General features: G+C 71.6%; 13 protein-coding genes. 8 read left to right on the top strand and 5 right to left on the bottom strand.

The features are described 5' to 3' along the window. The first annotated feature begins 126 nt into the window (after nt 1–126). Nucleotides 127–1,170, top strand: a complete 1,044-nt coding sequence (locus ABZ208_RS11200) for a phosphotransferase (protein ID WP_356909231.1) — start codon at nt 127–129, stop codon at nt 1,168–1,170. A 15-nt stretch (nt 1,171–1,185) separates the two neighbouring features. On the opposite strand, the gene ABZ208_RS11205 is transcribed toward ABZ208_RS11200, so the two are convergent. Together ABZ208_RS11205 and ABZ208_RS11210 are read right to left on the bottom strand one after the other, a co-directional pair. Next, nucleotides 1,186–1,950, bottom strand: coding sequence for an ABC transporter permease (locus ABZ208_RS11205; RefSeq protein ID WP_356909232.1), 765 nt, complete (start codon nt 1,948–1,950; stop codon nt 1,186–1,188). Then, entirely contained in the window at nt 1,943–2,893 is a 951-nt protein-coding gene (locus tag ABZ208_RS11210) for an ATP-binding cassette domain-containing protein (protein ID WP_356909233.1), read from the bottom strand. Before ABZ208_RS11210 ends, ABZ208_RS11205 begins: the two co-directional genes overlap by 8 nt. A gap of 112 nt (nt 2,894–3,005) precedes the next feature. Between ABZ208_RS11210 and ABZ208_RS11215 the strand changes: the two genes are divergently transcribed. Further along, nucleotides 3,006–3,800, top strand: a complete 795-nt coding sequence (locus ABZ208_RS11215) for a TetR/AcrR family transcriptional regulator C-terminal domain-containing protein (RefSeq protein ID WP_356909328.1) — start codon at nt 3,006–3,008, stop codon at nt 3,798–3,800. A 110-nt stretch (nt 3,801–3,910) separates the two neighbouring features. On the opposite strand, the gene ABZ208_RS11220 is transcribed toward ABZ208_RS11215, so the two are convergent. After that, nucleotides 3,911–4,882, bottom strand: coding sequence for a zinc-binding dehydrogenase (locus ABZ208_RS11220; RefSeq protein WP_356909234.1), 972 nt, complete (start codon nt 4,880–4,882; stop codon nt 3,911–3,913). Nucleotides 4,883–4,987: 105 nt separating this feature from the next. Here ABZ208_RS11220 and ABZ208_RS11225 point away from each other — a divergent pair, with 105 nt between their 5' ends. The 3 genes from ABZ208_RS11225 (at nt 4,988) to ABZ208_RS11235 (ending at nt 9,892) form a co-directional block, all read left to right on the top strand. After that, nucleotides 4,988–5,614, top strand: coding sequence for a TetR family transcriptional regulator (locus ABZ208_RS11225; RefSeq protein WP_356909235.1), 627 nt, complete (start codon nt 4,988–4,990; stop codon nt 5,612–5,614). Between the two features lie 39 nt (nt 5,615–5,653). After that, nucleotides 5,654–7,696: an AAA family ATPase gene (locus ABZ208_RS11230; RefSeq protein ID WP_356909236.1), complete on the top strand. Its 2,043-nt coding sequence runs from the start codon at nt 5,654–5,656 to the stop codon at nt 7,694–7,696. Nucleotides 7,697–7,846: 150 nt separating this feature from the next. After that, complete coding sequence (locus ABZ208_RS11235) at nt 7,847–9,892, top strand: prolyl oligopeptidase family serine peptidase (RefSeq protein WP_356909237.1); 2,046 nt, start codon at nt 7,847–7,849, stop codon at nt 9,890–9,892. Nucleotides 9,893–10,080: 188 nt separating this feature from the next. Here the strand turns inward: ABZ208_RS11235 and ABZ208_RS11240 are convergent, their stop codons facing one another. Next, a complete protein-coding gene (locus tag ABZ208_RS11240; RefSeq protein ID WP_356909238.1) occupies nt 10,081–10,989 on the bottom strand; it encodes an aminoglycoside phosphotransferase family protein in 909 nt (302 codons plus the stop codon). A 167-nt stretch (nt 10,990–11,156) separates the two neighbouring features. On the opposite strand from ABZ208_RS11240, the gene ABZ208_RS11245 reads away from it, so the two are divergent. The 3 genes from ABZ208_RS11245 (at nt 11,157) to ABZ208_RS11255 (ending at nt 12,724) form a co-directional block, all read left to right on the top strand. Continuing rightward, the gene (locus tag ABZ208_RS11245) at nt 11,157–11,591 is read left to right on the top strand and encodes a helix-turn-helix transcriptional regulator (RefSeq protein ID WP_356909239.1); all 435 of its coding nucleotides are present in this window, start codon (nt 11,157–11,159) and stop codon (nt 11,589–11,591) included. Nucleotides 11,592–11,616: 25 nt separating this feature from the next. Further along, the gene (locus ABZ208_RS11250; RefSeq protein ID WP_356909240.1) at nt 11,617–12,222 is read left to right on the top strand and encodes a hypothetical protein; all 606 of its coding nucleotides are present in this window, start codon (nt 11,617–11,619) and stop codon (nt 12,220–12,222) included. 163 nt (nt 12,223–12,385) lie between these two features. Next, a complete protein-coding gene (locus ABZ208_RS11255) occupies nt 12,386–12,724 on the top strand; it encodes a DUF2516 family protein (protein ID WP_356909241.1) in 339 nt (112 codons plus the stop codon). Between the two features lie 10 nt (nt 12,725–12,734). On the opposite strand, the gene ABZ208_RS11260 is transcribed toward ABZ208_RS11255, so the two are convergent. Beyond that, nucleotides 12,735–13,970: a SpoIIE family protein phosphatase gene (locus ABZ208_RS11260; RefSeq protein ID WP_356909242.1), complete on the bottom strand. Its 1,236-nt coding sequence runs from the start codon at nt 13,968–13,970 to the stop codon at nt 12,735–12,737. Nucleotides 13,971–13,978: the final 8 nt, after the last annotated feature.

Raw genomic sequence — 13,978 nt, forward strand, 5'->3', positions numbered from 1 at the left:
GCTCCCCCCGGAGCACTCGCCGGAAGGGTAATTTTCCTCAGATCACCCCTGATCGGAACACCAAGGGCACCAGCGATGACAGTCGAGACGCCATCAGTGACTCGCCGGCAGGCCGGGGAGCTGAGCGTGGATGCCCGGGAAGTGGAGGGTCCCCTCAAGGGCTATCACCACGAGGCCTATGCCTTCCCGCTGCCACCGGAGAATCCGCTGAGTGCCCGTTGGGCACGCGGCAAGCTGCGTGCCCCCCGCCCCGGTGTGCTCTGGTTCGACCGGCGGTGTTTCGACTCCGAGGACCGCCTGCTGATCGCGCTCCAGGGCCGGATCGCCCGGATCCCGGAGACGGTCGAGGTCGTGCCGGACGTCTTTCTGCAGGGTTTCGTCGAGGGCAGGTCCCTGGGCGCCGGGCCGCTGCCCGGCCGTACTCTCTCCTCCCGTCACGAGTCGCAGCTGGCGCAGCTCTTCCAGGAAGTGGTCGCCATCAGGACGGACGAGCTGGACCGCCTGGTGCGTACCTGCGCGCCGGGCGGTCACCCGGCGGCCGACGGCGACTCGGCGGCGTTCCTGAACCGGCTGATCGACTTCACGGCCGAGGACGTCCACGACCGTCATGTCCGGCGGTACGGCGCGCTCTTCAAGGCGCTCGGCGTCCGAAGATCGGCGCTGGACGCGCTCAGAGGCCCCGCCGGGCGGCTGACGTGCCGTCCCTACACACTGGTCCACGGCGATCTGCACCGCAGCAACTTCATCGCCGCCGAGGACGGTGATCTGTGGACCATCGACTGGGAACTCGCCATGATCGGCGACCCGCTCTACGAGCTGGCCACGCATCTGCATCTCATGCGCTACACGCAGCGCGACGCCGACCGGATCGGCGCGTTGTGGGCGCAAGCGGTGGAGGCCGCCCGCCCTGGAGCCGCTCGGGCGTGGCGGCAGGATCTGCCGCACCTGCTCGCCTACAAGCGCACCCAGTCCGTCTTCACCGATGTCATCCGGGCGGCGGAGGCCCTGGGCCCGCGCGACGATCCGAACTGGCGGCTGCTGCCGCGCGCGGCCTGGAGGGTCTGGCGGGCGCTGGCCGCGGCCGCCGGACCCCTCAAGCCGGAGAGCGTGCCGACCCTGGCGCAGGTGGTCTCGGCGTACACGAACTGGCTCAGGGCGCCGGCGGCCTGAGCCCGGGGTGTGCACTCACGCCGTACGCACCCGGAACAGCACCCCCGACACCCCCATCGCCACGGCCAGGATCCCCCCGCACCAAGCCAGCGCCACCCACGGCGACGAGCCCACCGGCGTGCCGTGCAGCAGGCCGCGGAGGGACTCGATCAAAGGTGTGACCGGCTGGTTGTCGGCGAAGCCGTGGAGCCAGGTGGGCATCGTGTGGATCGGCACGAACGCGCTGCTCGGGTAGGGCAGGAACATCATGAAGAAGGTGAAACCGCCCGCCGCGTCAGGGGTTCTGGCGAGCAGGCCGACCGCCGCAGACAGCCATGAGATCGCCACCAGGAAGACCAGCAGGATGCCCGCGGCCGCGAGCCAGCCGGCCGCGGAGGCCGAGGGGCGGAAGCCGATGAGCAGGCCGACGCCGAGAACGAGCACGGTCGACAGCAGATTGCGTACGGTGCTGGCCGCCACATGGCCCGCGAGGATCGACGCGCCGCCGATGTCCAGGGAGCGGAAGCGGTCGATGATGCCGTCCTTCATGTCCTCGCTGACCCGTACCGCGGTCGCGGACGAGCCGAACGCGGCGCACAGCACGAGGATGCCGGGGAGGACGTAAGTGACGTACTCCGTACCGGTGTTGATCGCACCGCCGAAGAAGTAGATGAAGACCAGCATCAGCATCAGCGGCAGCATCAACGAGGTGATGAGGGAGTCGACGTTGCGGCGGCTCAGCCGGATGCAGCGTCCGGTCATGGTCAGTGCGTTGACGGCAGGGGTCAGCACGTCAGACATGGACGGGCTCCTTGGCGCCGGTGGTACGGGTCAGGGTCAGGAACACGTCGTCGAGGGTCGCCGTGTGCAGGGAGAAACGCACCACGTCCTGCCGCTGTGGGTCGACCTCGTCGAGCAGCGAGCGCACCTGGGCCGCGCTGCCGTCCGTCGGCAGGCCCAGCGTGAGGGTCTCGGGGTCGTGGTGGACGGCACGTGATTCCAGGCGCCGGTACGCCGCCGCGTCGCCGAGGACGACGTCCAGGCGGTGGCCCGCGACACGAGCCTTGAGCCCGGCGGCCGTCCCGTCGGCCACGATCCGGCCGCCGTCGACCAGCGCGATCCGGTCCGCCAGCCGGTCCGCCTCCTCCAGGTACTGGGTGGTCAGGAAGACGGTCGCGCCCCGCGTGGACAGATCGCGCACCACCTGCCACAGCTCCTGGCGGCTGCGAGGGTCGAGCCCGCTCGTCGGCTCGTCCAGGAAGACGACCTCGGGCTCGCCGACCAGGCCGGCGGCGAGGTCGAGCCGACGGCGCATGCCTCCGGAGTACGTCCCGGCCTGGCGGCGGGCGGCGTCGCCGAGGCCGAAGCGTTCCAGCAGCTCGGCGGCGCGGCGGCGGGCGTGTGCGCGGGACAGGCCGGTGAGCCGGGCCATCATGCGCAGGTTCTCCTCGCCGGTCTGCTTCTCGTCGACCGCCGTGAACTGACCGGTGAGGCTGATGGCGCGGCGCACCCTGGAACGCTCCGCAGCCACGTCGTACCCGGCGACACGGGCGCGCCCGGCGTCGGCGGTGGTGAGTGTGCTGAGGATCCGTACGGTCGTCGTCTTGCCCGCGCCGTTGGGCCCCAGCAGCGAGAAGACGCTGCCGCGCTCGACGCGCAGATCGATGCCGTCGAGCACGGTCACCTTGCCGTAGGTCTTGCACAGGCCCTCGGCCTCGATGGCCGGTGGAGGTCGCTCCGTCATGGCTGTCACACCCTTCCCCGTCTACTGCGTATGCCATACGCGCTACTGCGTAAGGGTTACGCATTACTAGGATGTGCGTCAAGCAGGCACGGTGGAGGCGGAGGCAGCGGCGATGACGGGCAGCGGCGACGGCGGTGCCGGTAGGGGCAAGGGCGGCGGCACCGGGCTGCCCGCCGCCATCGAGGCCGCCTGGGGTCTGCGCGATCGCCCGGCGAAAGGCCCCAAGCCGGGGATCGGCGTGGACCGCATCGTGGACGCCGCGGTCGCCGTCGCGTCGGCGGAAGGGCTCGCCGCGGTCTCCATGGGCCGGGTCGCCAAGGAGCTCGGCGTCTCGACGATGTCGCTGTACCGGTACGTCGCAGCGAAGGACGAGCTCTACATCCTGATGCAGGAGGCCGTCACGGGCCTGCCGCCCGCACCCCCCGCACCCGGCACGGGCTGGCGGGAGGCGCTCGAGGCCTGGGCATGGGCACAGCGCGAGGTCATCCACCGGAACCTGTGGATGCTGCGCATCCCGATCTCGGGCCCGCCGGCCACACCCCACACGGTGGCGTGGTGGGACCGTGGCCTCGCGGCGCTCGCGGACACCGGCCTCGACGAAGGCGAGAAGATCTCGGTGATCATGCTGGTCTCCGGCTTCGTCCGCAACGAGGCGGCGATGATGGCGGATCTGGGCGCCGCGATCGCCAAGAGCGGGGAGTCGGCCGAGAAGGTCCTGGCCCGGTACGCCAACACGCTGGAGCGGCTGGCCGATCCGGACCACTATCCGGCGCTCGCCCGGCTGCTGGAGTCGAACGTGATGTACGAGCCGGACGAGCCCGACCACGAGTTCCGGTTCGGGCTGGAGCGGGTGCTGGACGGGATCGAGGTGCTGGTCCGCAGGCGCGACCGGTCATCCGGGTCGTGATCGGGGCGTCCGGTCGTCAGCGGGAAAGCCGGATGCTCGGGCCCGAGCATTCAGGCCGTGGGCCGGATGCTCGGGCGGCGAGGGGGAGGTTCGGGCCGTGAGCCGGGCGCTCAGATTGTGAGCAGGACCTTGCCCAGCAGTTCGCGGGACTCGATCGCGCGATGGGCGTCCGCCGCCCGCTCCAGCGGAAAGGTCCCGCCGATCACCGGACGCAGGCGCCCGGCGGCCGCCTCGGCCAGGGCCTTCGCGGCCAGGCGGACATAGGTGTCGTCCGGCAGCTGTACGTCCTCGATACCGACGAGCTTGATCCCGCGCCGCGTCGCCTCGGCAGGGTCCACGGGGGCGAAGCCGCCGGTGGGCGCTCCGTGCGCAGAGAAGCGCCCGCCGTCCGCGGCCAGCGGGAAGGCCGCAAGTCCCACCTCGCCGCCGACCCCGTCGAGGACCACATCGGCGCCGGCCGCCCCCAGCGCCGCGCGGGCCTGTGCGACCCAGTCCGGCCTGGCCGCGTCCACGACGGTGTCCGCGCCCAACTCCCGTACCAGCAGGGTCTTGCGTTCGCCGCGCGCGACGGCGACGACATGCGCGCCGACGGACCTGGCCAGCTGTACGAGCAGCGTGCCCATGCCGCCCGACGCGCCGAGCAGCAGCAGCCGTTCGCCCGCCGCGAGACCGGTGCTCTCCAGCAGCGCGGCCGCGGTGACCCCGTCGTGCACGAGAGCCACGGCGTCGCGCAGCCCGAGCCCGTCCGGCACGGGCACCAGCTTGGCGGCCCGGGCCACGGCCTGCTCGGCGTAGCCGCCGGTGAAGCCGAGCGCCGTGACGACCCGCCGCCCGACCCACCCCGGGTCGACGCCCTCGCCGACGGCATTCACCTGCCCGGCGACACCGCCGCCCGGTACGTACGGAGCCTTGACCGGGAAGTGCTCGCCGAAAGCCCCGGCCCGTACCTGCGTCTCCACGAAGATCGTGTCGACGTCGGACACGCGGACGACCACCTCTCCGGGCCCGGCCACGGGGTCCGGCACCTCGGCCGGAACCAGCACCTCGGGACCGCCGAACCGCGTCACCTGTGCCACGCGCATGGTGGCTCCCCTCGCTCGTGTACGTCTGATGTCGTACGAGGAGTCTGAAACGTCAAGCGCGGTTGAGGTCAAGGCCCGAAGGGGTGCGTGCGTAGGCTCGTGGTCATGAGCGGTGAGCAGGGGCTGCGGGAGCGCAAGAAGAGACTGACGTACCAGGCGATCTCCGACGCCGCGATCGAGCTCTTCCTGGAGAAGGGTTTCGACGGGGTCTCCGTGGCCGAGGTGGCGGCGGCGGCGGACGTCTCCAAGCCGACGCTCTTCCGGTACTTCCCTGCCAAGGAAGACCTGGTGCTGCACCGGTTCGCCGACCATGAGGACGAGGCGGCCCGTGTGGTGGCCGGCCGCCCCGCCGGTGCCTCGCCGCTCGACGCCCTGCATCAGCACTTCCTCGACGGGCTCGCGCGGCGCGATCCGGTGACCGGTCTCAATGACCACGAGGGCGTGCTCGCCTACCACCGGCTGCTGTACGGGACACCGAGTCTGGTGGCGCGAATGTATGCGTATCAGGGCCGGTCGGAGAGGGCGCTGGCGCAGGCGCTGCGCGAGGCGGGGGTGGACACGGGGCTCGGGGCGCAGCTTGCGGCCGGGCAGATCGTTGCCGTCCAGCGCATCCTGGCCGAGGAGAACTGGCGGCGGATCGCGGCAGGGGAGGGCGCCGACCAGGTGGCCGAGGAAGCGGTGGAGGCGGCGAACCTGGCGTTTGCGCAGCTGCGGCAGGGTTGTCTCGGTTAAAAATGTAACTCGGTCACGTTATTCGTTAGTCTTGTCGGAATGACGGCACTCGACAATGCGCTCACCGGCCGGCTCGGCGCTGCGCTCCGCAAGGAACGCACCTTCCACGACACCTGCCGCACGGCTCTGACCGCCATGGTCGACGGAGCAGACCACCAGGTCGCCACCGGCGCCGATGTCTCCGCCTCGGGTGCGGACGCCGAAGTCCTCGGCCATCACCTGCGCAGCCACGCCAAGGAGCTGCGCGAGGAACCGAGGAGTCCGCTCTTCTTCGGCCGGCTCGACCACGAGGACGGGCAGAGCCACCACATCGGCCGCCGACGTATCTCCGTGCACCCAGCGGCACCGCCGCTCGTGATCGACTGGCGGGCTCCCGTGTCCCGCGCCTTCTACCAGGCGAGCGCCCGCAATCCGCTGGGAGTTGCCGTACGGCGCCGGTTCGGCTGGGCCCCGTTCAGCCAGGGCGACGCGGAGGATCTGACGAGTTTCGAGGACGAGTATCTGGGCGCGGAGCGGACGAACGGCGGCGCGAACGACGTCGCCGCACTCGTTGCCGGTGAGATCGCCCGCCCGCGCGTCGGCCCGATGCGTGACATCGCGGCCACCATCCAGCCCGAACAGGACGATCTCGTACGCGCCGCACTCGCCGACACCGTCTGCGTCCAGGGCGCACCCGGCACCGGCAAGACCGCGGTCGGCCTCCACCGGGCCGCGTATCTCCTCTACACCCACCCGCACCGCATCCGGCGCAGCGGGCTCCTGATCCTCGGCCCCAACCGGACCTTCCTCAGGTACATCTGCGAAGTGCTGCCCGCCCTCGGCGAGACCGACATCCGCCAGGCGACGGTCGAGGACGAGATCGCGCGGCACGAGGTGCGGGCCTGCGACGACAAGGCCGCCGCCGCGGTCAAGCACGATGTGCGGATGGCTGCCGTGCTGCGCCGCGCCCTGTACGCGCGGCTCGTGCCGCCCACCGAACCGGTCGTCGTGCCCGACGGCCCGTACCGCTGGCGCGTCCCGCTCGGCGAGCTGGAGCGGATCGTCGACGAGGTGCGGGCCGAGGCTGTGCCGTACGCCGTCGGCCGCGAACGCGTCCGGACGAGGGTGGCCCGCGCCATCCAGCGCCAGGCGGAACGACGCGCCGGACCGATGAGCAGCACCTGGGTACAGAAAGTGGGCAGGGCGCGTGCGGTGTCCGCCTGCATCGATGCCGTATGGCCGAAGGTCCAGCCGGAAGAGGTACTGGCCGCGCTGCTCACCGACCCCGGCGATCAGCTGCTGGCGGCGGATGAGCAGGACGCGATCCGATGGGCGAAGCCGCCACGGTCCTACCGGAGCGCGCGGTGGTCGGCGGCCGATCTCGTCCTCCTCGACGAGCTGGCGGGTCTGATCGAACGCCCCACCGGATACGGCCACATCGTCGTTGACGAGGCGCAGGACCTGTCCCCGATGCAGTGCCGCGCGATCGCCCGCCGTGCCGGCTTCGGCTCGCTGACCGTACTCGGCGATCTGGCCCAGGGCACCACGCCCTGGTCTGCGCGCAGTTGGCCGGAGCAACTGGCTCACCTCGGCAAGGCGGGCGCCGCCGTGATCCCGCTCACCACGGGATTCCGGGTCCCGGCGGCGATGGTGGACCTCGCAAGCCGGCTCGTCGGCGCGCTGGACGTGGACGTCCCGGCAGCGCGTTCCCTGCGCAGGGACGGAGAGTTGTCGATCCGCGCGGTGGACGACCTGGAGGCGGCGACGGTCGACGCGGTCCGGGCGGCACTGTCCCGGGAGGGCTCGATCGGCGTGATCGCCGCGGAGCCGGACGCCGACCGGCTGCGCGCCGCGCTGGCGACGGCGGGCGTGCCCACGGTGCCACCGGGAGATCTCTCGCCCGGGGCCAGGGTCACCGTGCTGCCGGCGACGGCGGCCAAGGGCCTGGAGTACGACCATGTCGTCGTCGCCGAACCGGCCGCTGTGGTGCAGGCGGAGGAGCGTGGGCTCCACCGGCTGTATGTCGTGCTCACCCGTGCGGTGTCCCGCCTGGAGGTCCTGCACGCACGGCCGCTGCCGCCGGAGCTCATGGACGGCGTATGACCGCCGCCCCGGCCGCCCGCGCAGCGTCCGAGGACACGGGGCATGGCCTCGGGAACGACGGTGGACGTGACAGCTTCAGGCGGGCGGTTCCCGGGAGTTCGGGCCGGCGCGACTTGCCTCTGACGCACGTGTAAGGGGTCTCATGTGGCCATGGACATCAACGGATTCCCGAGCCAGTTCGCCCGGACCCGCCGTTTCTCGCTCGGCGCCCCGGGGCAGTTCACCGTCTCCCCGGACGGCGACCGGGTGTTGTTCGTGCGGACCGCCTCCGGTACCGATGCCCGAAGCCTGCTGTGGCTGTACGAGCACGGACCCGGCCGGGAAAGCATCCTGGCCGAGCCGGTCGCCGCGTACGCGAGTGACCGCGACGTCCGCGTGGTTGCCTACGCCCGCGACGGCGAGCTGTGGACCGTACGGACGGACGGCGGCGCTCCGCGCCGGCTCCCCACCGCCGCAGGCCCGGTCACCGATCCGCGGCCCAGCCCGGACGGCAGCCGCATCGCGTACGTCGCCGGCGGTGCGCTCCGCGTCGTCCGGACCGACGGGACGGGGGACCGGCCGCTGGCGGAGCCGGAGGCCCCCGATGTGACATACGGGGCTGCCGATCATGTCGCGCGCACGTCCATCGGGCGGTCGCGGGGCTACTGGTGGGCGCCGGACGGCACCGCGCTGCTCGTGGCACGCGTCGACACGTCGATGGTCCGGCGCTGGTACGTCGCCGATCCGGCGCACCCGGACCGGCCACCGCGACCGGTCCCGTACCCGGCGGCCGGCACGGCCAACGCGGAAACCTCGCTGTTCCTCGTCACCGTCCAGGGTGAGCGCCTGCCCGTCCGGTTGCCCCGCGCGGCACCCGAGTCCGGCGCGCCGCGGGGGATCTGGAACGGCCCGGCCTTCGAGTACGTCGTCACCGCCGACTGGGGGAGCGCAGGCCCGGTCGTCAGCGTGCAGACGCGTGACCAGCGCACGGTGTGGATCCTTGCCGTCGACCCGGCGACCGGCGCGGTCGAGCTGCTGTCCGAGCAGACCGACGAGGGCTGGGTGGAGTTCCCCAAGGGCACGCCCCGGCACACCGCATCAGGAACGTCGGTCATGCCCTGCGTGCGCGGCGACGCGCGGGCGATCCGTGTCGGGGACACCATCAGCCCGGAGGGACTGCAGGTGCGCGAGGTGCTCGGCGTGGTGGGCGAGCGGGTGCTGTTCACGGCGAACGACGAGCCGACGGAGGTCCATGTCTGGTCGTACGAACCAGGCGCCGGGTTCGTCCGCCTGACGCAGGAGCCCGGGGTGCACACTGCGGCCGCCGGGGGCGACACGATCGTCCTCGACAGCAGGACGGAGGCAGCCGGGCAGCAGGTGACCGTCCTGCGCGACGGGAGTCCCGCCGACCGGATCGCGGTTCTCGCCGAGGAACCCCTGGTCCTGCCCCGTCCGATCCATCTGGCACTCGGGAGAAGGGAGTTGCGCAGCCGCCTCCACCTCCCGTCCTGGTACGAACCCGGCTGCCAGGCACGGCTGCCGGTGCTGCTCAGCCCGTACGGCGGCCCCGGCATGCAGGTCGTCACGAAGGCACGGGGCTGGTGGACGGCCGTCTGCCAGTGGTACGCCGAACAGGGCTTCGCCGTGCTCGCCACGGACGGGCGCGGTACGCCCGGACGCGGGGTGCAGTGGCAGCGGGAGATCCTCGGTGACCGCCTGAGCCCCGTCCTGGCGGACCAGGTAGCCGCCCTGCACGCCGCGGCCGAACGCCACGACGCCCTTGACCTGGACCGTGTGGCCATCCGGGGCTGGTCGTTCAGCGGCTACCTGGCGGCGGGCGCGGTGCTGCACCGCCCCGATGTCTTCCACGCGGCGGTCGCGGGCGCACCGCCGACCGACCGGCGGCTGTACGACACGTACTGGGAGGAGCGCTTCCTCGGCCACCCGGACGTCCAGCCCGAGGCGTACGAGCGCAGCTCGCTGCTTGCGCACGCCGGCGACTTGACGCGCCCGCTGCTGCTGGTCCACGGCCTGGCGGACGACAACGTGTTCCCGGCCCACACCCTGCGCCTCTCGGCCGCACTCCTGGCGGCGGGCCGGCCGCACCGGGTGCTGCTCCTGCCCGGGGTTGGTCACATGGTGGCGGGTGAGGGGGCGGCGGACGTGCTGCTCACGGCCGAACGGGACTTCCTGAAGGGGGCGCTGAGCGTCGGATGAACGCGGGCCGGACCGGGCGGACTTGTCCTTCTACGAGCGCCCTCCGCGGCACCGGCGCTGTGCGGTGAGGGCCACGGGTTCGCCCGCGAGCCGGTCCGCGAGCGGCTGAACGGTCTTCGAGAAGGTACCGAAGCCCGGCCTGCGCCCGCAGCGCCGTATTGCCGCCCTCCCCGGACCGGGGAGGGCACTCAACGCGCAGCGGCGTCGGTGAGGATCGACTGAAGTCGTGCTCGGCATTCGGCGACGAAGGCGGGGAAGGTGTGCCAGTAGTAGGAGATTCCACTGACGGCCACCGCGATCGCCCAGGCGCGGGCGCGGGTCCACGTCACCTCGTCGAGGTCCAAGGTGTCCCAGTAGGCCTGACGTGCCTGGGACGGCAGGTCCCAGACCGTGGAGTGCTCGGCGTCGGGAAAGCCGACCGAGAGGCCTCCGAAGTCGATGACCGCGCGGAGCTTGCCCTCCCGGACCAAGAGGTTGGTGGGCTTGAGGTCGCCGTGGAGCCACACGTGAGGTCCGGAAGGCTCAGGCAGCGCCAGCGCGGCTCGCCACAACCGTTCCAGAGTCTCGATGTCGAGCTCCGGACCCACGGTGCTTCGGCACTCTTCAAGACACGTGCTGATCCACTGATCACATGCCTGCAGGCTGCCTCCGCGGTACCAGCTGAGGTCATCCGCGCGAGTCGCTCCCATGAGGTCGATGCCGTGGAGGCCCCGCACGACCGCCGCAAGGTCGGCTCCGAAGGCGGCCCAGTCCCGGACGGTGTCCGGACCGGCTTCGTCACCGTCGATCCAGCGGTGGACCGACCAGACGAGGGGGAAGGCGTCGGTGGGCGTCCCGGCGTGGACGGGCTCGGGAATCGGACATGCAAGGAGCGGTGCCAGGCGAGGAAGCCATTCCTGCTCCTTCCGCACGGCCTGTCCGTTGCCGGCGGTTCGTGGAAGTCGCACGAGCAGGTCATCGCCCAGCCGGTACATGGTGTTGTCCGTGCCCGCGCCTGCGGGCGACAACGGCAGGTCCGCCCACTCCGGACGCTGTGCCTTCAGCAGCGACCGGACCAGCGACTCGTCGACCGGGATCTCATTCTCGTGAAGTGCCACGCCGGAAGTCTCACCGCTGGACGGAGCGCGAAGCCAGTGACTTTTCGTCCCCCCTGTTCGCACCCCGGGCCACCCCCAGCCGGATATACGGCCGGACGGGTGTTGCCTGCGACACTATTGCAAGCAGGTGCTTGCAATAGTTAGCAAGGGCGGGGCATCATCGCACCATGGCATCACTCAACGTCGGCAATCTCGGTGAGTACCTCCGCGAGCAGCGGCGCAGCGCGCAGCTCTCGCTGCGGCAGCTCGCCGACGCCGCCGGGGTGTCCAATCCGTATCTGAGCCAGATCGAGCGCGGGCTGCGCAAGCCGAGCGCGGAGGTGCTCCAGCAGGTCGCCAAGGCGCTGCGCATCTCCGCCGAGACGCTGTACGTGCGGGCCGGGATTCTCGACGAGCAGGAGCGGGACCAGCTGGAGACGCGTGCCGTCATCCTTGCCGACCCCTCCATCAACGAGCGGCAGAAGCAGGTACTGCTGCAGATCTACGAGTCCTTCCGCAAGGAGAACGGATTCGATACGGACACGACCAAGGACACCTCCGCTGACGGCCCCCGCACGGCCGGCGCGAGCGATGCCGAGCAGGACCACACACCCTCACACTGATCTGCGTTCCGGGAGGACCACAGTCATGGCCATCACCGATGACCTGCGCAAGACCCTCACCGACCCGACCCCCCTCTACTTCGCGGCCGGCACCGCCGATCTCGCCGTTCAGCAGGCCAAGAAGGTGCCCGCGCTGATCGAGCAGCTCAAGGCCGAGGCCCCGACCCGCTTCGACGCCGTGCGCAACACCGACCCCAAGGTGGTGCAGGAGAAGGTGACGGCCCAGGCCAAGGAGGCGCAGGCCACCGTCCAGGCCAAGGTCACCGAAGTGCTGGGGAGCCTCGACACCGACCTGAAGAAGCTCGGCGAGACCGCCCAGGACCTCGCGCTGCGCGGCGTGGGCGTGGCCGCCGAGTACGCCGTCAAGGCCCGTGAGACGTACGAGAAGGTCGCCGAGCACGGCGAGCAGACCGTGCGGGCCTGGCGCGGCGAGGCCGCCGAGGAGCTCACGGAGATCGCCGTCGCCGTCGAGCCGGAGCCGCAGGCCAAGGCCGGGGCGAAGGGCGACGCGAAGAGCCAGGCCGAGGTCCCGGCGCAGGCCGCGGCCGAGGACAAGAAGGCTGCTCCGGCCCGCAAGCCCGCCCCCCGCAAGCAGGCCGCCAAGAAGACCACCCCGCCGGCCGGCAAGTGACCGACGGGTGACCGAGGAGGATGTGCCGGGCGCGCGGCGGTATGCCGGCGCCCGGCACACCGCTCGCTCCGCGGCTCCACCGCACCACTCATCGCGTCCGGGGCACCCTCGGGGGTACCTTGGCCGCGAGGCGACACCAACCACTCCTTAGGCGGTGCTCAGCATGTTGCGCACGGGATTCGATCTCGGCCTGTGGCTCATCCTCGACCTGGTCTTCGTCGTCAGCTCGGTGACCGCACTGGTCATGGCGGCCATGGCCCGGGAGGACGCCTATCGCGCCTCCGGCAAGCAGACCAAGTCCTTCTGGCTGATCATCCTCGGCGTCACGGTCGCGGTGAACCTCTTCGTCTCCGTGCTGTTCCTGTCGATCGCCGGCCTGATCGCGAGCATCGTTTTCTTCGTGGACGTACGGCCGGCGCTGCAGCAGGTGTCCGGCGGTGGCCGCCGCCGCGGCGGCTCCAGCAGCGACGGTCCGTACGGTCCCTACAACGGCGGACGGTAACCGGCGCCGGTCAGCCGCGGCCGTTCCGGCTCAGCAGCAGGACCGCCACGTCGTCGGTCAGGTCTCCGCCGTTCAGATCGCGTACCTCGCCGACCGCCGCCTCCAGCAGCGCCTCGCCGTCCAGACCCGCCGCCAGCTGGCGGTTGATCATCCGGACCATGCCGTCCTGGCCGAGGCGCTGTTTGGTGTCCGGCCCCTGACGGCCCTCGATCAGGCCGTCCGTGTACATCATCAGGCTCCACGACGCCCCAAGCTCCACCTGGCGGCGCGGCCAGCGGGCGCGCGGCAGCAGGCCGAGCGCCGGGCCCCCGTCTTCGTACGGGAGCAGCTGCGCATCCCGCCCCTTCCGGGCGATCAGCGGGGCCGGATGGCCGGCGAGGCACAGCCCGGCCCGCCGGCCGTCCGGCGCTATGTCCACGGTGCACAGCGTCGCGAAGATCTCCTCGCTCTCACGCTCGTGCTCCAGCACCCGCTGGAGGGTGGAGAGCAGTTCGTCGCCGCACAGGCCCGCGAAGGTCAGTGCGCGCCAGGCGATCCGCAGTTCCACCCCGAGCGCCGCCTCGTCCGGGCCGTGCCCGCAGACGTCGCCGATCATGGCGTGGACCGTGCCGTCCGGGGTGCGGACGGTGTCGTAGAAGTCGCCGCCGAGCAGCGCGCGTGAGCGCCCGGGGCGGTAGCGCGCGGCGAAGCGCAGATCGGAGCCCTCGAGCAGGGGAGTGGGCAGCAGGCCACGCTCCAGCCGCGCGTTCTCCTGGGCGCGCAGCCGGGACTCGGCCAGCTTCACCTGGGTGACGTCGGCGCGCTTGCGCTCCACCGCGTACCGCACGGCCCGGCTCAGCAGTCGGCCGTCGAGCTCTTCGCGCACCAGGTGGTCCTGGGCGCCGACCCGTACCGCCTCGGCGGCCAGCTCGGCGTCGCCGGACGCGGTCAGGGCCAGCACGGCGTGCCGGGGTGCGAGACGCAGGACGTGCTTGAGGGCGCCCAGCTCGTCGTCCTGGGGGCGGGAGGGCAGTGCGAGGTCGACGAGTACGCAGTGCACGTCGTCGGTGAGCAGCCGCTCCGCCTCGGTGAGATTGCGGGCGGTGCGGATACGGATCCGGCTTCCGGACGCGTCGAGCAGTCCGGGGACGCTGAAGGTGCCCGCCGGGTCGTCCTCGATGACCAGCAGGGTGAGGTCGCCGCCGATACCGCGAGGGGCGGTCTCCGCGACGGGAACGTTCCTCTGTCGCGGTACGGGTACGGGCATGGGTCTGC

This window comes from Streptomyces sp. NPDC006208, assembly GCF_040613775.1.
Taxonomy (GTDB): domain Bacteria; phylum Actinomycetota; class Actinomycetes; order Streptomycetales; family Streptomycetaceae; genus Streptomyces.

Bases quoted from the DNA above. Each gene is read 5' to 3' on its own strand.
- ABZ208_RS11255 (WP_356909241.1), top strand. From the start codon at position 12,386: ATGTTGCGCACGGGATTCGATCTCGGCCTGTGGCTCATCCTCGACCTG.
- ABZ208_RS11220 (WP_356909234.1), bottom strand. From the start codon at position 4,882: ATGCGCGTGGCACAGGTGACGCGGTTCGGCGGTCCCGAGGTGCTGGTT.
- ABZ208_RS11245 (WP_356909239.1), top strand. From the start codon at position 11,157: ATGGCATCACTCAACGTCGGCAATCTCGGTGAGTACCTCCGCGAGCAG.
- ABZ208_RS11250 (WP_356909240.1), top strand. From the start codon at position 11,617: ATGGCCATCACCGATGACCTGCGCAAGACCCTCACCGACCCGACCCCC.
- ABZ208_RS11210 (WP_356909233.1), bottom strand. From the start codon at position 2,893: ATGACGGAGCGACCTCCACCGGCCATCGAGGCCGAGGGCCTGTGCAAG.
- ABZ208_RS11225 (WP_356909235.1), top strand. From the start codon at position 4,988: ATGAGCGGTGAGCAGGGGCTGCGGGAGCGCAAGAAGAGACTGACGTAC.
- ABZ208_RS11235 (WP_356909237.1), top strand. From the start codon at position 7,847: ATGGACATCAACGGATTCCCGAGCCAGTTCGCCCGGACCCGCCGTTTC.
- ABZ208_RS11205 (WP_356909232.1), bottom strand. From the start codon at position 1,950: ATGTCTGACGTGCTGACCCCTGCCGTCAACGCACTGACCATGACCGGA.
- ABZ208_RS11260 (WP_356909242.1), bottom strand. From the start codon at position 13,970: ATGCCCGTACCCGTACCGCGACAGAGGAACGTTCCCGTCGCGGAGACC.
- ABZ208_RS11215 (WP_356909328.1), top strand. From the start codon at position 3,006: ATGACGGGCAGCGGCGACGGCGGTGCCGGTAGGGGCAAGGGCGGCGGC.
- ABZ208_RS11230 (WP_356909236.1), top strand. From the start codon at position 5,654: ATGACGGCACTCGACAATGCGCTCACCGGCCGGCTCGGCGCTGCGCTC.